20 protein-coding genes are annotated in these 22170 nt (G+C 71.2%); 5 read left to right on the top strand and 15 right to left on the bottom strand.

The genetic code is table 11. The annotated features are described in order from the left end of the window. Nucleotides 1–5: 5 nt before the first annotated feature. The 10 genes from MFF54_RS14700 to MFF54_RS14745 form a co-directional block, all read right to left on the bottom strand. Nucleotides 6–962 carry a vWA domain-containing protein gene (locus MFF54_RS14700; RefSeq protein ID WP_238303634.1) on the bottom strand — a complete coding sequence of 319 codons (957 nt, stop codon included), beginning with the start codon at nucleotides 960–962 and terminating at the stop codon, nucleotides 6–8. Between the two features lie 47 nt (nucleotides 963–1009). After that, complete coding sequence (locus MFF54_RS14705; protein ID WP_238303608.1) at nucleotides 1010–1585, bottom strand: MxaK protein; 576 nt, start codon at nucleotides 1583–1585, stop codon at nucleotides 1010–1012. 242 nt (nucleotides 1586–1827) lie between these two features. Continuing rightward, complete coding sequence (locus tag MFF54_RS14710; RefSeq protein ID WP_238303609.1) at nucleotides 1828–2895, bottom strand: vWA domain-containing protein; 1068 nt, start codon at nucleotides 2893–2895, stop codon at nucleotides 1828–1830. Next, on the bottom strand, nucleotides 2892–3800 hold the full coding sequence (locus MFF54_RS14715) for a nonribosomal peptide synthetase MxaA (protein ID WP_238303635.1): 909 nt from the start codon (nucleotides 3798–3800) through the stop codon (nucleotides 2892–2894). Before MFF54_RS14715 ends, MFF54_RS14710 begins: the two co-directional genes overlap by 4 nt. A gap of 11 nt (nucleotides 3801–3811) precedes the next feature. Further along, nucleotides 3812–4672: a DUF58 domain-containing protein gene (locus tag MFF54_RS14720; RefSeq protein WP_238303610.1), complete on the bottom strand. Its 861-nt coding sequence runs from the start codon at nucleotides 4670–4672 to the stop codon at nucleotides 3812–3814. Next, nucleotides 4669–5703 carry an AAA family ATPase gene (locus MFF54_RS14725; RefSeq protein WP_238303611.1) on the bottom strand — a complete coding sequence of 345 codons (1035 nt, stop codon included), beginning with the start codon at nucleotides 5701–5703 and terminating at the stop codon, nucleotides 4669–4671. The genes MFF54_RS14720 and MFF54_RS14725 overlap by 4 nt, the downstream gene beginning before the upstream one ends. A 71-nt stretch (nucleotides 5704–5774) precedes the next feature. After that, entirely contained in the window at nucleotides 5775–6056 is a 282-nt protein-coding gene (locus tag MFF54_RS14730) for a methanol dehydrogenase [cytochrome c] subunit (protein WP_238303612.1), read from the bottom strand. Between the two features lie 79 nt (nucleotides 6057–6135). Beyond that, nucleotides 6136–6726 carry a cytochrome c(L), periplasmic gene (gene moxG / locus MFF54_RS14735; protein ID WP_238303613.1) on the bottom strand — a complete coding sequence of 197 codons (591 nt, stop codon included), beginning with the start codon at nucleotides 6724–6726 and terminating at the stop codon, nucleotides 6136–6138. A gap of 34 nt (nucleotides 6727–6760) precedes the next feature. Beyond that, nucleotides 6761–7642, bottom strand: coding sequence for a methanol oxidation system protein MoxJ (gene moxJ, locus MFF54_RS14740; protein ID WP_238303614.1), 882 nt, complete (start codon nucleotides 7640–7642; stop codon nucleotides 6761–6763). A 144-nt stretch (nucleotides 7643–7786) separates the two neighbouring features. Then, nucleotides 7787–9673: a methanol/ethanol family PQQ-dependent dehydrogenase gene (locus tag MFF54_RS14745; protein WP_238303615.1), complete on the bottom strand. Its 1887-nt coding sequence runs from the start codon at nucleotides 9671–9673 to the stop codon at nucleotides 7787–7789. A 357-nt stretch (nucleotides 9674–10030) separates the two neighbouring features. Here MFF54_RS14745 and MFF54_RS14750 point away from each other — a divergent pair, with 357 nt between their 5' ends. Continuing rightward, on the top strand, nucleotides 10031–10867 hold the full coding sequence (locus MFF54_RS14750) for a trypsin-like serine peptidase (protein WP_238303616.1): 837 nt from the start codon (nucleotides 10031–10033) through the stop codon (nucleotides 10865–10867). A 9-nt stretch (nucleotides 10868–10876) separates the two neighbouring features. On the opposite strand, the gene fhuF is transcribed toward MFF54_RS14750, so the two are convergent. From fhuF to MFF54_RS14775, 5 genes are all read right to left on the bottom strand, one after another. Continuing rightward, nucleotides 10877–11608 carry a siderophore-iron reductase FhuF gene (gene fhuF, locus MFF54_RS14755; protein ID WP_238303617.1) on the bottom strand — a complete coding sequence of 244 codons (732 nt, stop codon included), beginning with the start codon at nucleotides 11606–11608 and terminating at the stop codon, nucleotides 10877–10879. Next, nucleotides 11605–12840, bottom strand: a complete 1236-nt coding sequence (locus MFF54_RS14760; RefSeq protein ID WP_238303618.1) for an MFS transporter — start codon at nucleotides 12838–12840, stop codon at nucleotides 11605–11607. The genes fhuF and MFF54_RS14760 overlap by 4 nt, the downstream gene beginning before the upstream one ends. A gap of 200 nt (nucleotides 12841–13040) precedes the next feature. Continuing rightward, nucleotides 13041–13502, bottom strand: a complete 462-nt coding sequence (locus MFF54_RS14765; protein WP_238303619.1) for a response regulator — start codon at nucleotides 13500–13502, stop codon at nucleotides 13041–13043. Nucleotides 13503–13720: 218 nt separating this feature from the next. Further along, nucleotides 13721–13885 carry a hypothetical protein gene (locus MFF54_RS14770; RefSeq protein WP_238303620.1) on the bottom strand — a complete coding sequence of 55 codons (165 nt, stop codon included), beginning with the start codon at nucleotides 13883–13885 and terminating at the stop codon, nucleotides 13721–13723. Between the two features lie 64 nt (nucleotides 13886–13949). After that, nucleotides 13950–14933 carry a LacI family DNA-binding transcriptional regulator gene (locus MFF54_RS14775; RefSeq protein WP_238303621.1) on the bottom strand — a complete coding sequence of 328 codons (984 nt, stop codon included), beginning with the start codon at nucleotides 14931–14933 and terminating at the stop codon, nucleotides 13950–13952. A 209-nt stretch (nucleotides 14934–15142) separates the two neighbouring features. Here MFF54_RS14775 and ptsP point away from each other — a divergent pair, with 209 nt between their 5' ends. The 4 genes from ptsP (at nucleotide 15143) to MFF54_RS14795 (ending at nucleotide 22130) form a co-directional block, all read left to right on the top strand. Continuing rightward, complete coding sequence (gene ptsP / locus MFF54_RS14780; RefSeq protein ID WP_238303622.1) at nucleotides 15143–17689, top strand: phosphoenolpyruvate--protein phosphotransferase; 2547 nt, start codon at nucleotides 15143–15145, stop codon at nucleotides 17687–17689. Beyond that, nucleotides 17686–18636, top strand: coding sequence for a 1-phosphofructokinase (gene pfkB, locus MFF54_RS14785; protein ID WP_238303623.1), 951 nt, complete (start codon nucleotides 17686–17688; stop codon nucleotides 18634–18636). Before ptsP ends, pfkB begins: the two co-directional genes overlap by 4 nt. A gap of 112 nt (nucleotides 18637–18748) precedes the next feature. Continuing rightward, complete coding sequence (locus MFF54_RS14790) at nucleotides 18749–20458, top strand: fructose-specific PTS transporter subunit EIIC (RefSeq protein WP_238303624.1); 1710 nt, start codon at nucleotides 18749–18751, stop codon at nucleotides 20456–20458. A gap of 157 nt (nucleotides 20459–20615) precedes the next feature. Continuing rightward, nucleotides 20616–22130: a carbohydrate porin gene (locus MFF54_RS14795; RefSeq protein WP_238303625.1), complete on the top strand. Its 1515-nt coding sequence runs from the start codon at nucleotides 20616–20618 to the stop codon at nucleotides 22128–22130. Nucleotides 22131–22170 lie beyond the last annotated feature (40 nt).

A 22170-nucleotide genomic window follows, 5' to 3' on the forward strand; every position in this document is an offset into this window, starting at 1 on the left:
CAGGATCAGGCCTTCGTGGGAGTGGAGAGCTTCAGGGTGATGGTGCGCACGGTCAGGGCGCGCAGCGGCGCCGCTGAGAAGGCCGCGAGCACGAGGAGCAGGGCGGCGGCGCCGAGGAACGGCCGCAGGTCTAGCCGGCCGGGCACCGGGCGGGCCGTGGCGGCGGCGCGAAGCGGCGCGTCGAGGGAGGCCGTCCCGTCGAGATGGACGTAGGCGAGGCCGGTGCGGGCGGCGAGTTCCTTGAGGTGAGTCTCGCGCACCGAGGATAGGTGCTCGGTGCCGCTGGCGGCCGCGGCCCCGAAGGGTGCGTTGCGCGGATTGTAGCCTTCGCGGGCTTCAGCATCGGCGGGGGGCGGGCCGAAGCGGTTCTCCTGCTGCACATCGGTCTCGCCGTAGAAACCGGTCTCGCGCCCGCGATCGTTGAATTTCGGGATCGGCGAGAGGCTGTAGCCGCCCGCGCCCGCGATCAGCCCGCGCACGGCCCCCGGCTGCCCCTCGAAGGGCGGCAGGGAGCCAGCCCGCAGCGGGGGCGCTTCCTGCCCGTCCGTGATGAAGAGAAGGTCGGTACCGATCTCGCCCGCCATCGCGACGGCGCGGTCGAGGCCCGCGGTGATCCGGCTGTCGGCCTCCCAGGCCATGCGCCAGTCCAGCGCCGCGATCGCCCCGTCGAGGGGGGTGAAATTCTCGCAGACCTCGACGGGCGCGAAGAGCAGGAAGGGCCGCCGTTCGGTGAACAGGCCGAGCGCGAAGCGCGAACCGCAGGGCAGGCCGGCCACGAGATGCCGGAGCGCCGCCTTGGCGGCCTCCAGCCGGCTCTGCGGCCGACCGTTCGCTGTATAATCCCGCACGTTCATGCTGCCGGTGATATCGACGACCGCCAGCACCTGCACGCCGTCCCGGGTCAGTGGGAGCGGGGGCACCCAGGCGGTGGCCAGCGTGAGGACGAGGGCGGCGGCGAGCATCTGAAAGCGCCGGTCGCGCAGGTTGCGCCGCCAGGGCAGCCCTATTCTCACGGCGCCCCCCGCGGCTGGCCCGGGATGTCGGTCCAGATCTTCTTGGGCTCGGCCTTCAGCTCGTCGCCGATCTGCCGATCGACCTCCGGGAAGTCGCGGATGAGCCGGGCGGCGACATCGAGGTTGAATTTGGCGTCCCAGAACTCGGGCCGGGCCTGAAGGGCGCGGCGGTACTCCTGCCGCGCCAGCACGATCAGCGGCCCGGCCGGATCAAGCTGGCTGCGCTCGATCAGGTCGAGGGCGCGGCGCAGGCGCGCGTTGCCGAGCGCATAGCGGGCGCGCGCCAGCAGGAGGGGGACATCCCGGGATTCGAGAGCGACGACGAGCGGCTCCATCTCTTCGGTGGCGTCCCGTCGGGCGAGCTGCAGCACGCGGGCCAGGATGAGCTGGGATGCGGCTGCCGTGGTCACCGGGCGGTCTTGATTCGCCTCAAGCGCGGCGATCTCGCGGTTGGTGGTCTGCGCGCGCCAGGTGAGGCCACCCGCGACGAGCGCGCCCGCCAGCAGCAGGATGGGGAGGACGAGAAGGAGGTTTGGCCGGGTGCGGGTCCAGGCCGTGTGGAGGAAGGACATGCGCTATTCCTGGCCCAAGGCGCGCCTTCCCTCCCCCCACTGCGGGGGAGGGTACCCTGCAAAGCAGCGGGGGCCGGGACCAAGTCTCGCGAAAGAGGAGCAGCGGTACAGGATCGAGCGCGGTATCGACGCTGCGCCCACCTCGGAAACGGGGTTCCCCTCTCCCGACCCGGCCTTACGGCCGGCCCACCCTCCCCCGCAGAGGGGGGAGGGAGAGAGACGGAGGCCCTTCGACATCTGGATCATGCCGCCATCCTCCGCTCCGGCGCGCGGGCCGTCCCCTGCCCTGCCCGCCCCCGTGCTAGATCGACCTCCGCCAGCTTGGCCAGCACCAGCAGCACCAGCCCCAAAGCCGCGAGCCGATAGGCCCAGGCGGCCAGATCCCGCCGGGGCCGGACCTCGACGTAGGGAATGGGGTCGCGCTCCAGGCTCTCGATCTGCCGGATCGCGGCCGCGACCGCCTCCGGCCCCTCGGCCTCGAAGGCGCGGTAGGGCACCGCCAAGCTCTTGAAGAACAGGTCGAGATGGCGCTCGGGCGCGGCCTGCGGCGTGTCCTCCCCGGTCGGACGGTCACCGATTCCGGGCGAGCCCTTCGTGCGCAGGAACAGCCAGTACAGGTTCGGTCGGATCTTGGCGAAGGCGGCGCGCAGGGTGTCCTGCATCCGAGGGTCGATCACCGCAGCCCCGTCCGAGACGAGGAGCAGTACCCGCGAGGCGTGGCCCGAAGCCGCGCCGAACTGGCCGAGCGCCATGGCGAGCCCGCGCCCGACATTGGTGTAGTCGAGGCCCGGCCGGTCGATCGCCGCGATGGCCGCCCGGACCGCGTCGTGCCGGTCGGTCATCGGCAGGACCAGCATCGGCGCGGTCGAGAAGGCGGTCACGGCGAAGAGATCGTGCGCCCGGCTGCCGACGAATTCGCCGAGGATCCGGCGCGAGGCCGCGGCCTTCGCTTCCTCCTCGCCCGAGGGCTGCCTCCCTGCGAAGGTCTCGTTCATGCTGCCCGAGCGGTCGAGCAGCATCGAGACCTCGGCGCCGGTGCCGGTGCGGGTCACGCGCTCCCCCGCGCGGTAGGGACCGCTGATCCCGGCGACGAGCCCCGTCACCGCGAGGCAGCCGGCCGCCCATAGCAGGCCCGCGAGCGCGCGCGAGAGCGGATCCGGCGGCACCGCGCGGAGGTCGGCCCAGGCGGCGCGGCGGCGCGGCGCGGAGACCAGCGGCAGCAGGGCGAGCGGCAGCAGCCAGAGCACGGCCGGCCGCTCCGCTCCGAACCGGGCGCACTCCGCCAGGACCTTGGCCAGGAACCCACTCACGCCGCGCGCTCCGCCACCGCGAGGGCGCGGGCGGTCGCCCCCGCCTCGGCGAGCGGCAGCCGGTGCCGGGCCTCCGCGACCGAGCCGCCGAAGAAGGCCAGTCGCGAGGCTGCGAAGAAGCGGGCGAGCCCGTCCCGCTGCGGCCGGTAGGCGGGGTGACGGGCGAGGAAGGCGTCGAGATCGTCGGCGAGCAGCCGGTAGCCGGCCTTGGCGTCGAGGCCGCGGTGGAGCGCCAGCAGGCCCTCACGGTAGCCCTGCTCGCTCTCCGGCCCGCGGCCGAGCGCGGCGAGCCGCCGGGCGGCGTCCGCGAATGCGCGCGCGGGTCGCGGCCGGAATGGCCACCAGGCGCGGTCGCGGGCAAGGGACACGAGGGCAAGGAGGGCAGCCGCGCCGAGCGCCAGAGCGGCGTTGCGGGCCGGGACCGGATCGAGGCGCGGCCCCAGCCCATCCGGCCGCAGGTACTCGGCCGGGTCAGCGCGCCGTGCCGGCTGTACCTCGCGCAAGGGGGAGAGGCCGAGGCTCCAGCTGGGTACAGCGACGGGCGCGGTGGTGGCGCCGTGGTCAGTCCCGCTGGACAGCACCAGGGGGAAGCCGGGCACGTCGAGGCTGCGCGCGTCGATGGCCGCGTAGAAGGTCTGGTAGGTCAGGCGCAGGATGTGGCGCGTGCCCTCTTGCCGGGCCTCCACCCTGCGCAGGTCGAGCCAGTAGGTCACCGGCCCCGGCTGCGGCAGCGACGAGGCCTGCAGCACGAAGCCCGGCTCCGCCTCGATCACGATCGTGGCCTCGACGAGGTCGCCCAGGAAGTATCCGAAGGTGCGCGGCACCCGCACCTCGACGCCGTGGAGCTGCGCCGCGGCCGGGCCGGCGGCCAGGAGCACCAGGGCGAGAAGCGGAAGGGCAAACAGACGCACGAGGATCAGGTCCCCAGGAGGTGACGGCTGAGCGCCGCAGGATCGAAGCGCTCAGCGAGGCGAAACGGGGTACGTCCGTACCGGCGCGCGAGTCGCCCGAGACGGGCGAGCCGCTCGGCATCCCGGGCGATCCAGCGGCGGCGGAGCGCCGGCCGCATCAGAACAAGCCGGGAGCCGGAGCCCTCGAGATCCTCCAGCTCCACCAGCCCCCATTCAGGCAGCGCCTCAGCCTCGGCGGGGTCGGCGAGGAGCACGGGCACGACATCGTGGAAGGCGAGGCTCGCGAAGACCTGTTCGAGCAGGGCGGGCGGCCAACGAAAATCCGAGATCAGGAAGACCATCTTGGGTCGGCCGGCGATGCGGGCGGCGGCCGCCAGAAGGCCGGCGGCGCTGGCACCGGCCGGCACGGACTCGGCGAGGCGCGCGGCCGCCAGCGCCGCCCCTGCCCGGCCGCGGGTGGCGGGCAGGAACAGGTCCTCGCGGATGGCTGCATCGCAGGCGAGAAGCCCGAAGCCGTCGCCGATACGGGTAGCGGAAGCGGCCAGACTCGCGCAAAGCGCGCCCACCAGCGCCATCCGGTCGGCGGTGCCGCGGAAGCGCATCGAGGCCGAGAGATCGACGAGCGCCCAGACCTCGACGGCAATGCGCGCCTCGAAGCGGCGGACATAGGTGTTCTCGAACGGGTCTCGGAGCGTGGCGCGCAGATCCAGCCGGCGCGCGTCCGGCAGGCGCAGGAACGAGACCTGATCCTTGAAGGTGCCGGGCCCGCCCGCGTCCCGCCCGCGATGGGCGCCCACCCGGTTCCCCCGCGCGCGCCAGCGCGGCAGGTAGACGATGTCGGCGCCGGGCCGCGCGTCCTCCGTCACGGGGCCGGCACCGTCTCGAACACTGAACGGCAAAGCGCGGGCACGATCTCGGCGCGGCGCAGCTCGTGGATCGGCTCCAGGAAGATGCGGTGGGCCATCACGGGGACGAAGACGGCGCGGATGTCCTCGGGCACCAGCCAGTCGCGCTCCTCCAGCCAGGCGCGGACGCGTGCGGCGCGGACGAGGGCCGCCACGCCGCGAGGCGAAGCGCCGCCCTGGACGAGGCCCGCCATGTCGTCGATCCCGGGGAGCCGGATGCCGGCCGTCTGCGGGCGCACCAGCGCCTCCCAGAGGGCGACGACGTAGGCCTCGATCGCCTCGCTCGCCCGCACCCCGTGCTGGATCGCCGAGGCGATGCCGCCGAGTCGGACGGGATCGAGGATCGCTGTCGGAATACCCCCAATCAACCCGTCCGTATCATGGAAGCGGGGGTCGAAGGCGAGCGTGCGGCGCGTCGCGGGATCCCGCGGCGCCTCCATGCCGATCTCCATGAGGAAGCGGTCGCGGGCGGCGGCCGGCAGTTCGAAGGTCTCCTCGCGCTCGACCCGGTTGCGGTCGGCGAAGACCTGGAGCTGAGGGAAGCGGTACTCGCGGTTGAAGGCGGTGAGACTGCGTTCGGCCATCAGGCGGAGCAGCAGCGCGTGGACCTGCGGGCGGGCGCGGTTGATTTCGTTGAAGAAGAAGATCGCGAGGTCTTCGGAGGAGCGCAGCACCGGCCCCGGCTCGACGCGCGGTCGCCCGTCCTCGGCGAGGTAGGTGTGATAGACGAGGTCGGTCGGCATCATGTCGACCGTGCCCTCGACGCGCTCGTAGGCGCCGCCCATCGCGCGGGCGACCGCGCGCAGCAGCGTGGTCTTGCCGACGCCGACATCGCCCTCCAGCAGCACGTGACCGCGGGCGAAGACGGCGATCGTGACGAGGCGGATGATCGGCTCCTGCCCCAGCACCGCGCCCGCCACTGCCGCCTCGAAGCGCTGCGCCGCGCCGCGCCAGTCGGTCAGCATCGCGTCGCCGCGGCGGATGTCGTTCATGAACCCCTCTCGGAACCCCTGAGGCGCGCCCGCACGGGGCGAGCGCGCTTGGAAAAGTCAGTCGCCGATGTTCAATTGCCGATCTTGGCGACGTCGTACTCGAACTTGCCGGTCTTCTTGGCGTTCTCGATGCGCTTCTTGTTGCGCTCCTCCATCGCCTTGATCGAATCGGCCTGCTTGTTGAGTTCCTTCGGGTCGTGCTTGGGATCGTACTTCGTGCCGGCGATCTTCTCGGGGAAGCCGGGCTTGGGCTCCCAGCAATTGCCCGGCGCCTTGCACTTGGTGCCGTCATAGGCGAGCGCCGGAGCGGCCAGCGCCAGGGTCGCGCTGAGGGCGAGGATCAGGGTGCGCATGCGGTTTCCTCCTTGGGTGGGGTTCTGCGCGCTTGGCGCGTCTGGGCGCGCTCGTGGGCGCGCGGCTTCCTGCAGGTCCTCACTCCAGCGGCTTGCACTGGCCCTTGGCGTCCTGCGGGATCTTCTCGCCCTCCTTGTAGGGCGTGTAGGTCTTCTTCTGCGCGTCGTTCAGCCAGACGGCGTCCTTGACCGGGCCGGTGTAGAGGTGCCGGATCCAGGCGATGGTCTGAAGCATCTCGTCGGGGGTCAGGTTCTCGTTGTGCGGCCCCATCATGCCGTTGGCACCGCCGAAAATCGTCGCGAACAAACCCGAATCCTCAGTGTTCGACGGATAGGTCCAGTAATTGTCGTTCAGGCCGGGTCCGAGCTTTCCTTCCGCCAAGTGCCCGTGGCAGCCGGAGCACGAGGTCGCGTAGAGGCTCTCGCCATTTCGTAGGCAGGACTTGTCGTCGATGTAGATGTTTTTGCCGGTCTGGAAGAACGTCTTCACGGCCTCAGTGTCCCGGCCGCCCTCCTTGCCCTCGGCAGTGTTCAGGGGTTCGCCCGTCACGGTGTTGCGGAAAACGATGCCGGTCTGCGGTCCGGCGCTCGGCTGCGCCACAGCGGCGAGGCCGGCGCCCGCGATCGCGAGTCCGAGGAGGGCGCCGAGTGTTTTCTTGGTCTCGATCATGCGTGGATCCGGGTCGCTCACTCGCGGGTGGTGATCAGTTCGAGGCGGGCGCGACCGGCACGCCTTCCTGCTTGAGGATGGCGTCGATCTGGGGCTTGGCCTTCACGAGCGCGGCGTCGAGGGCGTCGCGGAGCGCGGCATCGTCCCGGCGCACGCCCATCGATTGGTCGAAGACCTGCGGCATCTTCTGGCCGTCGCTGCGCTTCGTGTCGTCGGGTACCGGCGTCATGCGCAGCTTCACGCTGGAATCGCGCACGTAGCGGGCGACGTCCGGTGCGAAGGCGACGCCGACATCGGCTTTGCCCTGCGCCACCTCGGAGACCATGCGGGCCGGGTCGATCTGGGTGTACTGGTTGCGCGGCGCGCGGAAGTTCACCAGCGAGTAGAGGTAGGCCATGTCCTCCTCGTAGCGGCCGATGTCCTTGAGCATCGCCTCGCCGGGCGTGCCGAAGCCCACCACCATGTGGCCGATGTCCTTCAGGCGCGGATCCGACCAGGACTTCACGTCGAGGTCGCCGTCGGCCTTGGTGAGAAAGACGTAGCCGGCCCGATAATAGGGCTTGGTGGTCAGCACACGCTGGTCGTCTGTGTCGAGGCCGACGATCACGTCGCAGGTCTTCTTGTCGAGCCCGTCGCGCACCGCGTAGACCGCGGGCTTGCCCGAGAAGACGAAGACCGGCTCGCGGCCCATCACTTCCGCGACCGCGGCCCCGATCCTGTTCTCCAGGCCCGATCCGTCCTTCAACGAGAGCGGCGGCTGCTCGGCGGCGCAGATGCGCAGGGTGCCGGGATCGGCAGCTTGGGGCGGGTCCTTGGCGGCGGGCGCTTCGGCAGCGGCGGGGCCGCCAAGATAGGCCAGGGCGATCAGGAGGGCGGCCGGACGGGCCGCGCCGTGTCGTCCGATGACGCGCGACATGATGGTCTTCCGTTTCCTCGGGGGTCTGTTCGTTCGGCGCGGCGTCAGGGCATGGCGTGCCCCTCTTCGCTTCGCTGCGCGCCTCTCGGGTTGGGAAACCCCGCCGGCTTGGCCGGCGGGGCGTCCATTCTCCGGGCGGACCGCTTACTTCTTGGCGGCCTGCTGCTCGTACTCACCGACATTCGGGTTGTCGTAGGGGTTCTTGCCGTCGAGCGAGAACACCATCACGCCGCCGCCCATCTGGGTGTAGTTCGCGAGCTTCTTGAAGGCGCCCACCGCGCCGAGGCCGGCGGTCGGGTCGGCGAGGTCGAACACCAAGCCCACGCCCGGCCAGCCGCCGACGCCGTAGTAGATGGCGACGTACTGCGTGCCCTTATGGCTGTAGGTGATCGGATAGCCGATCGCGCCCGACGGCAGCTTGTGCTTCCAGAGCAGGTCGCCGTTGTCGGAGTCGCGGGCCTTGATGAAGCCGTCCAGCGTCCCGTAGATCACGAGGTTGCCGGCGGTGGCCGTCGTGCCGCCCCAGACCGCGAAGCGCTCCATCTTCTCCCAGTTGAACTTGCCGGTGATCGCGTTGTAGCTCTTGATCTGGCCGAGGCCCTCGTAGTTCTGCCGGTCACCCTTCGGGCCCGGATACATGTTCAGCGTCGCGCCAACGAAGAACTGACCTGCCCGGTAGGGCAGCATGAAGGGCTCCCAATCCATGCAGATATGGTTGATGCCCATGAAGAAGGCCTGACGCTTCGGATCGTACGAATCGTGGCCCTGGTTGTGGTAGCCCATCGCCGAGGGACAGATGTCCTTGGCGAGGTGGTCCATCCGGGTGCCGTACTCGGGGTCGCGCACCGGCTGACCGGTCTTCAGATCGACCGACTTGAACACGTTGACCGTGTCGTCGATCTTGTCGGCCGAGACGAGAGAGCCGTCCGTCCGGTCGAGCGTGTAGACGATGCCGTTGCGGTCGGGGTGGGTCAGCAGCTTGCGCATCTGACCCGACTTGTCCTTCTGCTCGGACAGCATCATCACGTTGACGCCGGCGTAATCCCACTCGTCGTGCGGCGTCTTCTGGTAGCCGAACTTGGCCTCACCGGTGTCGGCGTCGCGGCCGAAGATCGTCATCGTCCACTTGTTGTCGCCCGGACGCATGGTCTCGTTCCAAGGCGCCGGGTTGCCGGTGCCGAAGTAGATCAGGTTCGTGCCCGGATCGTAGGCGTACCAGCCCCAATTGGTGCCGCCGCCGATCTTCCAGGCGTCGCCCTCCCAGGTCGCGGTGCCCAGGCCCTTCTGACCATAATGGGCGTTCTTGATGTTGAAGTCGTCGGCCAGCAGCAGGTCCTTGTCGGGTCCCGTGGCGTAGGCGCGCCACTTCTGCTCGCCGGTCCGCACGTCGTAGGCGGTGAGGTAGCCGCGCACGCCGAGTTCGGCGCCCGACGAGCCGATGATCACCTTGTCCTTCACCACGTAGGGGGCGATGGTGAGCGTCGAGCCGACCTTGATGTCGGAGTTCTCGACCTTCCAGACCAGCTCGCCCGTCTCGGCGTTGAGCGCCGCGACATTGCCGTCGAGCTGCGTCTTCAAGATCAGGGCCGGCACCTTGCCGTCGCCCGGCCAGTAGGCAAGGCCGCGATTGACGAGGTCGCAGCAGGCGACCGCGCGGGCGGCCGGGTTCTGCTTCGGCTTGTCCTGCCACAGGATCCGACCCGGATCGTCGAGATCGAGCGCGAAGGTGTTGTTCGGGAACGAGGTGTGGACGTACATCTTGCCGCCGACGATCAGCGGCGCGCCCTCGTGGCCGTTGAGAAGACCGGTCGAGAAGCTCCAGGCGGGCTTCAGGTTCTTGACGGTCTCCTTGTTGATCTGCGTCAGCTCGCTGTAGTTGTTTGAATCGTAGTTCTTGCCGGGCATCACCCAGTTGTCTTCGCTCTTCGCCATCTCGACGAGCTTGTCGTTCGCCTGCGCCCCGGCGGCGAGGCCGAGGGGCGCCACCGCCATCACGGCGAGCACCGAGACCGAATTCAGAAGCCTGCTCATGTGCGTCTCCTTGCCGTCTCGTTCCGTCTCTCGACCACGCGGTCTCGCGGAACCTCTAGCGTCGGAAATCTGAAGCAGATCCGCGAGGGATCCTCGCTATTACGGTCTTTCTAAGAAAAGAACCTCGCGTTCTTATCTTATGAAGCCCTTATTACTGCCTCAGTCCCCAATATTTCTAGGACCAAGCATCGGCTTATGTCTGCGGGAAGACGGTCATTTTTGGTCGGGATCATCCGGCAAGGCGCAGGCGTACTTTGCGCATATGGCAAAACAGTTCTTGACCCACACGGGCGCGACACCAAAACTCGGTCGCCGAAGGGTGCCGCGACAAGGCACCGGCAGGGCGGGGTCGAGACGATGAGGGCAGTGCGCGCGCGCCGGCCGGATCCCCGGCTCGGAACAGCCCTCGTGCTGGCCCTCGCGCTCATCGCGCCCACCTCGGGCTCGGCCCGGGACGGCCAGGTTCGGGAAGCCGCGCTCTACCCGCGCGACGACCGCCGCGAGATGGGCGGCGAGGATTATCGGCGCTTTGCCGGTGCCGGCGTGCTCTGGTGCCGGCGACCGGACGGCGTGCCCCAGAAGGCTGCGGCGGCTTGGCTCGTCGGCGTGCCGGATCTTGTCGTGCTGAACGCGCACAATTTTCGCGATCGGCGCCTCGCGGTCATCCGTGCGGTTTCCGACTGCTACTTTCAGATCGGGGGGCGCAATTACGAGTTCGTCGCCGAATCGCTGCGCCTCGGCACGGCGCCTGGCGCCGAGGCGCTCCACATCACCGACGACTGGGCCCTGCTGCGTCTCGCCAGTCCGGTCGACGGGGTGGCGCCGCAGCCGGTGCCGGAGACACCCGACCTCACGCCCGGGCCGGCCGCGATTACCGTGACGATGGTCTCACCCGGCGGCCACGCGAACTTCCGGGGCGGAACGAGCCTCGAGAGCTGCGCGATCCGCTTCATCGATCCGCCGAGCGAGGACGCGATGCGCCGTGTGCGCCACGATTGCAACGACGGCTACGGCGGCTCGGGATCCGGGCTGTTCGACGAGAGCGGGCGCCTGCTCGCCCTGCAGAGCGCCTCGCTCTCGATGAACTCGCGCCGTCCCTTCGATGTCGAGTTCCACTATGGGTCCGCGATGCTGTTCGAGGGCGAGTTGCTCGCGGCGATCCGGGCGGTGGCCGGCGACCGAAGGCAGCACTGAGAGGCGTCGTCAGGGCTCGGCGCAGCGCTCCAGCGGGCAGAGCGCGCCGCAGGAGGGGACACCCGGCAGGCGGCTGCGCAGGCAGCAGGTGCGGCGGCGGCAGCCGGCGGCGCCCGCGCAGAGGGCTTGGGCGAGCGGCGTCCGGGCACAGGCGCAGCCGCCGGGGCGACCGAGGCAGGCGGCGACCTCGGCACAGGCGGGGGCATCGCCCGCTCCGAGTTCCCCCGCGACATAGTCGAGGATCACCGCGGCGTTGCCCCAGATCACCCGCGGGGCGAGCCCGCACTGGGCGCAGCACAACTCCACGAAGGGGCGCAGGTGGTCCTCCACCAAACCCGCGAGGCCGGGTTGAGGCACTTGCGCGGCGCCGAGGCAGGAGCCGCCGCGGCCCGTCGCCGGATCGACCAGCAGGCGCGCGGGGCGGCCGGCGGCGTCGAGTTCGAGGCTCGTCCGCTCGAAGGCGAGCGGCAGGGGGCGCCCCAGCCGGACCAGGGCGGTGAGCGCCGGCGTCGCCAGGGCGGCGAGGTAGAACTGGCTCCAGTAGGAGACGAGCGCGCGGCGCTCCAGGCCGGCCGAGGAGGCGCCGACGCCCGCGCCGAAGGCCGCGAGCGTGGCGTCGAACACGGCTGGATCGCGCAGGGAGGCGAGCGGGCGGGCATCGGGGCCGCCCGGACCGGCGGCGACGCCACCCCGGTAGGCGGCGAGCGACTCGGGCACGCGGGCGCTGACTTCCTCGATCATCGCGGTTCCGCCGGGTCGGTCCGCAGCGTCCCGGCAACCACGAGGGCGAGCCACGCCACAGCTGCCGCGTAGACCGGCATCGCCCCCGCGAAGTATCCGGGCCAGCCGGCCCAGCCAGCGAGCGCGGGGGCTGCCACCCGCAGGGGCATCGCGGAGAAGAAGGCCGCGCCGAACAGCAGCGCGTAGTCGGTGGCGGGCTGGGGCCCCTGGGCCCAGCGATAGATCATGTTGAAAACCGGCACGCCGAGGATGCCCCCGCAGAGGAAGTTCAGAACGGTGGCGCCGACCGCGAGCCCGGACGCGCCGGACGCGCAGGCCACGGCCATCAGGCCGCCAGTCGCGATCACGCCGAACCCGCCCGCCAGGATCAGGCGGACGGTCCCGAAACGGGCCGTGAGCGGAGCCGCCAGAGCCGCCATCACGAGGTTGACGACCGGCAGCACGGTCCCGGTCAGGAAACCGACCTGTGCCAGCGGCACACCGAGATCGAGCAGAGCCAGGGTGTTGGGCCCGGACACGAGGTAGGCTGCCGCGAAATAGGCACCGAGCGCCAGGATCGGCGCGACGAGTTCCCGCAGGCGGGCGAACGAGCCCGACCAGCGCGGCTGCGCGCAGCCCGCTCCGCGCAGACGCGCCTCCGGATAGGCGAGGATCGGCAGCAGGCAGAGCGCGTCGAGCGCCGCGCAGGCCAGCACCGCTCCCCGCCAGCCCAGCATCTCGTACGATCCGAGCAGGACGCCGACGCCGAGGATGCCCCCGAGGGAGGCGCCGCAGAGCTTCGCCGAGGCGACGTAGGTCCGCTGCCGCGCCGGCACCGTCTCGACCACCAGAGCCTCGAGCGCGATGTCCATCGTCGCGATGCAGGCGGCAGCGAGCACCGCCAGAGCGAGCAGAACGCCGAGAGGCCAGTGCTCGCCGAGGCTGAGCACGACGAGGAGCGCGACGGTCAGGCCGAGCGTCACGGTGATCCAGCCGATCCGATGCCCGAGGACCGGCAGGCGGACCCGGTCGAGCAGAGCGGCCCAGAGAAAGGTCAGGCCGACCGGCAGGTTGATGAGCTGCAGGAGGCCGATCTCGGCGAGCTCCATGCCGCGGCTGCGCAGGATCAGCGGCGCGCCCCCGGAGAGGAAGCCGAGCGTGGCCCCGAAGGTCACGTACAGGCAGAAGAAAGGCGCGAGCGGACGCAGCTCGGCCACGAGCCCCGCGGCCCGCACGGAGGCGTTCCCGCTCAACGCGCGCGCTGCCCGGAACGACGGCGGACGGATGTCGCGCCGCGCGCGGCGCCTCGCGGACAGCAGTTTGGAATCACGCTAATCTGTTGGTATGCCTCATCAATTCGGATTAGGCGACCTCATTCGGCGATTCAAGGCGCGGCCGCGCGCTCGCGCCGCGACGACCGGGCGCACCGGACCGGAACCGGCTCGGCCGGCCGTCAGCTTCTGTCGGGCTCGTGGACCGGCGCCGCGCCGGGGCTCGTCGGCGAGCCCTCCGGCAGAAGCGGGGCCGCGGACGGGCTGCCCAGCGCACGAATCTCCTCCGCGAGGACCTGGGCCAGCACCTGATAGTGGAACGGCTTCCACAGGATCCGCACGCCCGCCGGGATCAGCGGCGGCAGGTCGCTCGCTGCGCCGGAGGTGATCAGGATCGCGAGGTGGGGCCAGCCGTCCCGCGCCCGGTGGACCAGCTCGATGCCGTCGCCGACCTCCGCTAGGGTGCGGCCTGCGATCAGCGCGCGGATCTCCGGCCGGGCCTCCAGCACGGCCAGGGCAGCGGCCGCGTCAGCGGCCGGGGTCACCGCGAAGCCTGCGTCGCCCAGCATGTCGACCATGACCATGCGGATCAGCGCGTCCCCTTCGGCGACGAGAATGGCGTCGGGCTCGCTCGAAAAACTCACCGGATTTTCTCGGCCCCTGCCGCCGCGCCCTGCACCACGAGCGGCAGGCGCACGATCGCTCTGCCCTCCGCTCATTTACGACTGTCTAGTTACATACAGACTTCTGGTTGAGGCTGCAATCGCAGGTCGGTGCGTAAGACTTGTCGCCTCTGAAGCAACCACCACTACAGGTTGTGATCTCTCCGTTCACCCAAGCGCGATCGAGATCCGGGCGCCGCTCAGATCCGCGCGAACAGGAACAGGGCGCCCCCGGCGACGAGCAGACATCCGGCGATGCGCGCGCAGGCGGAGGCGCCGACGCCGTCGTCGAGCCGGCGCAGATGCGCGACCTGCGCGAAGATCGCGGCCCAGTAGGCGGCCCAGAGACCGAGAGCGGAGGTCAACCAGATCTGCACGCGCGCCAGATAGGGCGGTGGCGCTGTCTCCGAAATCCGGGCGCCTCCCCCCTCACCCGCGCCGGGTCGAGCCGCGCAGCACGGTCCGGCCGCTCAGCACCACTTTGCGCACCGGCTGGTCAGGCTGGGCGATCCGCTCGAAGAGCAACCGCATCGCCTGAGCGCCGATCTCGTCCACCGGCTGCTCGACCACGGTGAGACCCGGCTCGACGAGGTCCGTCCAGGGCTCGTTGTCGAAGCCCGCCAGGGCGACGTCGCCGGGCACGCGGAGGCCCAGCGTGCGCGCGGCGCGCAGCGCGCCCATCAGGATCAGGCCGTTCGAGAGGACCAGCGCCTCGGGGCGGTCGGACTCGGCGAGCCAGCGGGCGGCGGCAGCCTCGGCGGTCGCGGCATTCGGCGCCACGGTGCGGGATGAAGGCTCCAACCCGTGCCGGGCCATCGCCGCCTCGTAGCCGGCCCGCCTTTCGCGCGCGGTCGAGCTTGTCGAGCCGAACAGGCCGCCGATCCGGGAGAAGCCCTGCCCGACGAGGTGGTCGACGAGGCCGGCCCCTGCGGCCGGGTTGTCGAGCACGACGCTGTCGTGGGCGCCGGGCGGCCCGGCACGGTCGATCAGCACGACGGGAAAGGCGGGGGGCTCCGCGCGCAGCGAATCGGCCGCGGCGCCCGTCGGCGCGAAGATCACGCCGGTGACGCGCTCCTCCTCCATCAGCCGCAGATACATCGCCTCGCGGGCCGGATCCTCGTCGGTGTTGCAGAGGATCACCCGCATGCCCTTGGCGAAGGCCGCGTCCTCCACCGCCCGGCTGACCGCGGTGAAGAAGGGATTGCGGATGTCGGCAACGATCAGGCCGATGGTCTGTGCGGCTTGCGAGCGGAGGCGCCGGGCCGAGAGGTTCGGCCGGTAGCCGGTGGCCCGCACCGCCGCCTCGACCTGCTCGCGGAGGGCGTCACTCACCGGCCCGCGACCGAGCGCACGCGAGACCGTCGCGGTCGAGACGCCCGCCGCGCGGGCCACATCACGGATGCCCACCGTCATCTGCGCGCTCTTCCTCCCCCCGGTTTTGGGAAACGTTTTCACCAAACACGACGGTTTTGCCATCAGGAACGACGTTGGGCAAGGCTTGTCATGCCTTCGCTGATCGACGCCGGAGTGGCCGGCATTGACAGGTTATATGAAAACGTTTTCAGTCATCGCTACAAACAGCCGACGAACGGTCGGCGATTCGAACGGGAGGAGAGCACGCCATGCTCGCGCCGACGCCGACCTTCAGCCCACGCCTGCTCGTGCGCCTTGGGGCGCAGCCCGCCTCGAAGGAGGCGGCGATCCGCGAGGCCGCTCAGCTTCTCACCGCCGCGGGCTGCATCGACGCGGCCTACGGCGCGAGCATGCTGGCCCGCGAGGCGGTGGCGAACACGTATCTCGGCCACGGCGTCGTCATCCCGCACGGCATGGTCGACGATCGCCACCTCGTGCGCGAGAGCGGGCTGGCCGTGCTGCAGGTGCCCGGCGGCATCGCGTGGCACGACGGCCAGATGGCGCATCTCGTCGTGGCGATCGCCGCCCAGTCCGACACGCACATCACGGTTCTGCGCCGGCTCACCCGCCTGATCCAGGATGAGGCGCGCCTCGAGCGGCTGCGCACCACCGCGCGCGAGTCCGACATCGCCGCGGCTCTCAGCGAGGATGGGGCGCCCCCCGGCGCCGCCGGCCCGGCGACGGACCTGCGCCAGCGCTTCGACTGGACCGTCGACTACCCGACCGGCCTGCACGCGCGGCCGGCCGCGAACTGGGTCGAGGTCGCCAAGACCTGTCCGGCCCGGATCCAGGTCCGGCACGATGCCCAGGTCGCCGACGCCAAGAACCTGATCGCGCTCCTGCAGCTCGGCCTGCGCTGCGGCGACGCCGTGACGATCTCCGCCGAGGGCGACGACGAGGCCGGGGCGCTCGCGAAGATCTGTGCCGCGGTGACCGGCCTCAGCGCGGGCGAGAAGGCGGCAGCGCAGCGGGCGGCGGAAGCGGCGGCGCGGGCGGCCGCCCCGGTCGCCGGCTGGAACCCGGCCGACAAGCCGCGGACGGTGGCCGGCATCGGCGCGAGCCCGGGCATCGCCATCGGGCCGATCCACGTCCTCGCGAATGCCGAGGTCGCGGTGCCGGACGAGCCGGAGCCGCTGACGACCGGCGCCGACCGCCTGCACCGAGCACTCTCGGCCACGGCCGATCAGTTGAAGGCACTCGCCGATGATACCGAGCGGCGGCTCGGCAAGCAGGATGCGGGCATCTTCCGGGCGCAGGCGGAACTCATCGCCGACACCGACCTGATCACCCTCGCCTGCCAGCTCATGGTCGAGGGCCACGGCGTCGCCCACGCGTGGCACGCGGCGGTGGAGCGCCTCGCCGGCCAGCTCGCCGCGCTCGGCAACCCGGTGCTGGCGGGCCGCGCGGCGGACCTGCGCGATGTCGGCCGGCGGGTGCTGGCCCAGATCGACCCGGCCCTGAAGAGCGGGCAAGACCTGCCGGACGTGCCCTGCATCCTTCTGGCCGCCGACCTCGCGCCCTCCGACACCGCCGGGCTCGACCCGGACCGGGTGATCGGGCTGGCGACCGCGCAGGGCGGCCCGACCTCGCACACCGCGATCCTGGCGCGCACCCTCGGCATACCGGCCCTGGTGGCAGGTGGGCCTGGGCTGCAGGCGCTCGCCAACGGCACGCAGGCGATCGTCGACGGCACCACCGGCCGCCTCTACCTCGACCCGAGCGCGGCCGACATCGCATCCGCCGAGGCTTGGCGCGCGATGCAGCGCGCACAAGCCGAGGCGGAGGCGCGCGAGCGGGCGATGCCGGCGCAAACCCGCGACGGTCACCGGATCGCGGTCGGCGCCAACGTCAACAACCCGGATCAGGTCGTCTTCGCGCTCGATCAGGGTGCCGAGGGCGTCGGTCTGATGCGCACTGAGTTCCTGTTCCTAGAGCGCGGCGACACGCCCTCCGAAGACGACCAGTACGAGACCTATTCCGGCATGTTGCGGGCCCTCGACGGGCGGCCGCTCATCGTGCGCACCCTCGATATCGGCGGCGACAAGCAGGTCGCCCATCTGCGGCTGCCGCACGAGGAGAACCCGTTCCTCGGCGTGCGGGGCGCCCGCCTGCTGCTGCGCCGGCCGGACCTGATGGAGCCGCAGCTGCGCGCCCTCTACCGCGCCGCCCGCGACCACGTCCCGGCCGGCGCCCCCACCGGCAAGGACGCCCCGCTCTCGATCATGATGCCGATGATCACCTCGGTGCCCGAGGTGCTGAAGCTCCGGGAGGTCGCCGAGCGCATCCGCGCCGAGATCGGCGCGCCGCCGGTGCCGCTCGGCATCATGATCGAGGTGCCGGCCGCCGCGATCCAGGCGGACGCCATGGCCCGGCACTGCGACTTCTTCTCGATCGGCACCAACGACCTGACGCAGTACGCGCTCGCCATCGACCGGCAGAACACGGAACTGGCGCCGGAGGCCGATTCGCTCCACCCTGCGGTGCTGCGCCTGATCCACATGACCTGCGAGGGCGCGGCCCGCCACGGGCGCTTCGTCGGCGTCTGCGGCGGCATCGCGGGCGATCCCTTCGGGGCCTGCCTCCTGGCGGGCTTGGGCGTGCACGAGCTCTCGATGACCCCGCGCGACCTCGCGGGTGTCAAGGCGCGGCTGCGCGCCGCCGACATGGGCGCGCTGCGGGCGCTCGCCGGCCGGGCCTGCGAGCAGGAGGACGCCGCCGCCGTCCGGGCCCTCGACGACAAGGGAGGCGTCGCGTGAGCCCGATTCTTACCCTCACCCTCAACCCGGCGATCGACCAGACCGTCGTGCTCGATTCCCTGGTGCCGGGCAGCGTGCACCGCGCCCGTGCGGTGCGGTCCCATGCGGGCGGCAAGGGCGTCAACGTCGCCTGCTGCCTCGCCGACTGGGGCCTGCCCGTCGCCGCCATCGGCGTGCTCGGCTCCGATAACGCGGCGCCCTTCACGCAACTCATGGCCGAGAAGGGCATCGCCGACCGCTTCGTCCGGATCCCGGGCGAGACCCGGACCAACCTGAAGCTTCTCGATCGGCGCTCGGGCGACACCACCGACATCAACCTGCCCGGCCTCGCCGTCCCGCCGGATACCCTCGACGCCGCGCGCGCGGTGCTGCTCGACATGGCGGGCTCCGGGAGCCTCGCGGTGCTCGCGGGCAGCCTGCCCGGCACCCTCCCCCCCGAGACCTACCGCGACGTCGCGGCGCGGCTGCGGGGACGCGGCGCCCGGGTGGTGCTCGACGCCTCGGGCGGCCCGCTCGCCGCGGCACTTGCCACCCCGGCGGACGCTCTGCCGTACGCCGTGAAGCCGAACCGGCACGAGTTGGAAGAATGGGCGGGCCGCGCGCTGCTCACGCTCGGTGACGTGCTCGCAGCCGCCCGAGGCCTGCGGGATCGGGGGATTGCGGTGGTCGCGGTCTCGCTCGGGCCGGAAGGCGCGCTGTTCCTCTCCGAGGGCGGCGCAGTCCACGCCCGTCCGCCCGCGACGCGGATCACGAGCACGGTCGGCGCGGGCGACGCGCTTGTGGCTGGGCTCGTCGCCGGCCTGCACGAAGGGCTCTCCCTGGCGGACACCGCCCGCCGGGCACTCGCCTTCGCGGCCGCCAAGCTCTCTCGCGAGGGGGCTAGCCTGCCCCCGCGGCCGGAGGTCGAGGCCATCGCCGCGACCGTGCGGGTGGAAGCTTTGGGGTGATGCCCGACCGCGCGTGTTCCCTCCCTGTCGGGGGGAGGAGGGAACGCGCGCTCTGCGCCACTGACCCAATGTCCTGACGAACAGACCACAACGATCAAAACCGGAGGAAACCATGGCCCCCTTGCTGGCGGTGGTCGGAGGCGCGGACCTCCCCACACATGCCGTCCTCGCCCTCGAGGCCCTGCGCAAGGCCGCCGGGCGGCGCAACCAGCCGATCGCACTGGAGCTGCGCGGCGCAGGCAGCAGCAACCCGCTGCCGGAGAGCGCGCTCGGCGAGGCGCGGGCAGTGCTCCTCGTCGGTTCGGGCGATCTCGGCGAGGGCCGTTTCGGCCCTCTCGCGACGGCGCGGGCAGCGATCGAGGAGGTGTTGGCCGACGCGGGCGCCGTGCTCGACCGGGCGCTGGCGAGTGAACCCGCTTCCGCTGCAGCCGCAGCGGGAACGAGAAGACTCGTCGCGGTGACCTCCTGCCCGACCGGCATCGCCCACACTTTCATGGCGGCCGAAGGCATCCAGACCGCCGCCAAGGCGCTCGGCCACGACGTGCGGGTGGAGACGCAAGGGTCGGTCGGCGCGCGCGACGCACTGACCGCAGCCGAGATCGCGGCCGCCGACATCGTTCTCATCGCCGCCGACAAGGGCGTCGACCGGGCGCGCTTCGCCGGCAAACGCGTCTACGCGGCCGGTACCAAGGCGGCCATCCGCGACGGCAAGGGGCTGATCGCGACCGCCCTCGCCGAGGCGCAGATGCAGCCGGCGGGCGGCGCGGCCGAGACGGAGGGCCCCGCCCGCCCGGCGGCGGCCGAGGCGAAGGCCGGCGCCTACAAGCACCTGATGACCGGTGTCTCCTTCATGCTGCCCTTCGTGGTGGCGGGCGGCCTGCTGATCGCGCTGGCCTTCGCGGTCGGCGGCATCGACGCGATGGCGCCGGGCCATGCCGGGACGCTCGGCTACGCGCTCGGTGAGATCGGCGCCAAGGCGGCCTTCGCACTGATCGTGCCGGCGCTCGCCGGCTACATCGCCTACTCGATCGCCGACCGGCCCGGCATCGCGCCCGGCATGATCGGCGGGATGCTCGCGGCCAATTTGCAGGCGGGCTTCCTCGGCGGCATCGCGGCGGGCTTCATCGCCGGCTACACGGCCGCCTTCCTCAACCGGCACATCCGCCTTCACAAGAACCTGGAGGGCCTCAAGCCCGTCCTGATCCTGCCGTTGCTGGCCACCGCGATCACCGGCCTCCTGATGATCTACGTAGTGGGCGTGCCGGTGGCGGCCGTGCTCGCGGCGCTGACCTCCTGGCTCAAGGGCATGCAGGGAGCGAGCGCCCTGGTGCTCGGCCTGATCCTCGGCGGCATGATGGCGGTCGACATGGGCGGCCCGATCAACAAGGCCGCCTACGCCTCGGCCGCGGCGCTGCTCTCCTCCGGCGTCGATGCGCCGATGGCCGCGGTGATGCTCGGCGGCATGACGCCTCCCCTCGGGCTCGCGCTCGCCACCCGCCTGTTCCCGGCCCGCTTCACGGCGCCGGAGCGCGAGGCCGGAGGCGCCGCGGCGGTGCTCGGCGCCGCCTTCATCACCGAGGGCGCGATCCCCTTCGCGGCGGCCGACCCGCTGCGGGTCATCCCCGCGATGGTGGCGGGATCGGCCGCGGCCGGCGCGCTCGCGCTCAGCCTCGGCGTGACGCTGAAGGTGCCCCATGGCGGCCTGTTCGTGCTGCCGATCCCGAACGCGGTGACGAACCTCCCGGGCGCGGTCATCGCCCTCGTCGTCGGGACCGCGATCACGGCCGTGCTGGTGGGAATCCTGAAGACGCGGGCCGCCTGAGGCGAGACCGCAACAGGCGAACTACAGATCTTTCGCTAGAGACGATTGATATTATCAGTTCTTCTCGACCGAAAGCGTTACAATAAAACACTGTAACAGTTACACAACCCGGCGCGAGACCGGGAAGACAAAAATCGCACTCTCCTGGGGGATGAACATGAAGGGATCGAGCAGGCTTCTCGCCGCTCTCGGACTCTGTGCCGCGGGCGTCACCGGGCACGCGTCGGGCGCGCGGGCGCAGAGTGCGGCACAGGCGGATGGCGGCCTCGGCGTCGGCATCCCGGCGACGGCGGTGTCGCCGCTTCTGCGGCAACGGGCGGCGCGTCGGCCCCCGCCGCGTCCGGACGGCCAGGGCTTCGGCGGGGCCGACAGCGCGGCGGGCGCCGCCGACACGCTCGGCCAGACCGCAACGCCTCCGACCCTGCCGCCCGGGACGCTCGATCTCGGCAACGGCCTGTCGTTCCTGGCGAACTACACCGGGCAGGGTGCGGCCAACCCGGTCGGCGGCATCCGCCAGGGCTCGGCCTGGGCGGGGCAGCTCTTCTTCGGCATCGACGGCGACCTGCAGCGGCTGGCCGGCATCGCGGGCGGCTCGCTCCACGTCGCGGTGACGAACCGCCACGGGCGCAGCCTCGCCAACGACGTCATCGGCAACAACACCAGCGTGCAGGAAATCTTCGGCGGAGGCCAGACCACCCGGCTGACCCTGCTCTCCTACCAGCAGAAGCTGTTCGACAACCGGCTCGACATCGAGTTCGGCCGGCTGGTGGCCAACATCAGCTTCCTGAACTCGCCGCTTTACTGCAACTTCCAGACGAACTCCGCCTGCGGCAATCCGACCTTCGTGTTCAAGACCTCGAACTTCACGTTCTGGCCGGTGTCGAGCTGGGGCGCGCACGCCAAGGCGTGGCTCACCGACAGGATCTTCGTCCACGCGGGCGTCTACGAGGTGAACCCGCTCCATCAGCAGCCCGGCGACAACGGCCTCGATCTCTCGATCAAGGGGGCGACCGGCGCGATCCTGCCGTTCGAGCTCGGCTACTCGACGACCTTCGCCAACGACCCGCTGCCGCGCAACTACGGCATCGGCGGCTGGTACGACGCCTCCGACTACGCCGACCCGGTGCGCGACGTGACGGGCCGGGCCTCGGTGCTCACGGGCCTCACCCCGGCGACCCGCTTCGGACGCTCGGGCGTCTACGCGCGCTTCGACCAGATGGTCTGGCGCCCCGATCCCACCGGCATCCAGGGCCTGACCCTGTTCGGCGTGGCGATGGCCGGGACCTCCGGTCGGCTGATCGAGGATTACTTCCTGGAAATCGGCGCCGTGCAGACCGGCACCTTCGCGGGGCGGCCCTACGATACGGTCGGCTTCGTGATCAACACGCAGAAGTTCAGCCCGCTGGCGCTGCAGAACATCGCGCTCGCCCAGAACGCGATCGGCCTGAACCGCAGCCTGCCGATTCAGCAGATCATGATGGAGCTGAACTACGGGTTCCAGGTCACGCCCGCGATCCGGCTGACGCCGAACCTGCAATACATCGTCAACCCGGACCAGACCCGCTTCCCCTACCGCAACCGTAATATCCCGGACGCCTTTGTGGTGGGCGCCAAACTCTCGGTCGACCTGTTCACGCTGGCGGGCCTCGCGCGCGGTCCCGGCAGCCCGTAAGGGCCCGGCGGGGCTGCCATTCCGGCGCGGGGTATCTCGT

This window comes from Methylobacterium gregans, assembly GCF_022179245.1.
Classification (GTDB): domain Bacteria; phylum Pseudomonadota; class Alphaproteobacteria; order Rhizobiales; family Beijerinckiaceae; genus Methylobacterium; species Methylobacterium gregans.

Bases quoted from the DNA above. Each gene is read 5' to 3' on its own strand.
- MFF54_RS14700 (WP_238303634.1), bottom strand. From the start codon at position 962: ATGCTCGCCGCCGCCCTCGTCCTCACGCTGGCCACCGCCTGGGTGCCC.
- MFF54_RS14705 (WP_238303608.1), bottom strand. From the start codon at position 1,585: ATGTCCTTCCTCCACACGGCCTGGACCCGCACCCGGCCAAACCTCCTT.
- MFF54_RS14725 (WP_238303611.1), bottom strand. From the start codon at position 5,703: ATGAACGACATCCGCCGCGGCGACGCGATGCTGACCGACTGGCGCGGC.
- MFF54_RS14730 (WP_238303612.1), bottom strand. From the start codon at position 6,056: ATGCGCACCCTGATCCTCGCCCTCAGCGCGACCCTGGCGCTGGCCGCT.
- moxG (WP_238303613.1), bottom strand. From the start codon at position 6,726: ATGATCGAGACCAAGAAAACACTCGGCGCCCTCCTCGGACTCGCGATC.
- moxJ (WP_238303614.1), bottom strand. From the start codon at position 7,642: ATGTCGCGCGTCATCGGACGACACGGCGCGGCCCGTCCGGCCGCCCTC.
- MFF54_RS14745 (WP_238303615.1), bottom strand. From the start codon at position 9,673: ATGAGCAGGCTTCTGAATTCGGTCTCGGTGCTCGCCGTGATGGCGGTG.
- MFF54_RS14750 (WP_238303616.1), top strand. From the start codon at position 10,031: ATGAGGGCAGTGCGCGCGCGCCGGCCGGATCCCCGGCTCGGAACAGCC.
- fhuF (WP_238303617.1), bottom strand. From the start codon at position 11,608: ATGATCGAGGAAGTCAGCGCCCGCGTGCCCGAGTCGCTCGCCGCCTAC.
- MFF54_RS14775 (WP_238303621.1), bottom strand. From the start codon at position 14,933: ATGACGGTGGGCATCCGTGATGTGGCCCGCGCGGCGGGCGTCTCGACC.
- ptsP (WP_238303622.1), top strand. From the start codon at position 15,143: ATGCTCGCGCCGACGCCGACCTTCAGCCCACGCCTGCTCGTGCGCCTT.
- MFF54_RS14790 (WP_238303624.1), top strand. From the start codon at position 18,749: ATGGCCCCCTTGCTGGCGGTGGTCGGAGGCGCGGACCTCCCCACACAT.
- MFF54_RS14795 (WP_238303625.1), top strand. From the start codon at position 20,616: ATGAAGGGATCGAGCAGGCTTCTCGCCGCTCTCGGACTCTGTGCCGCG.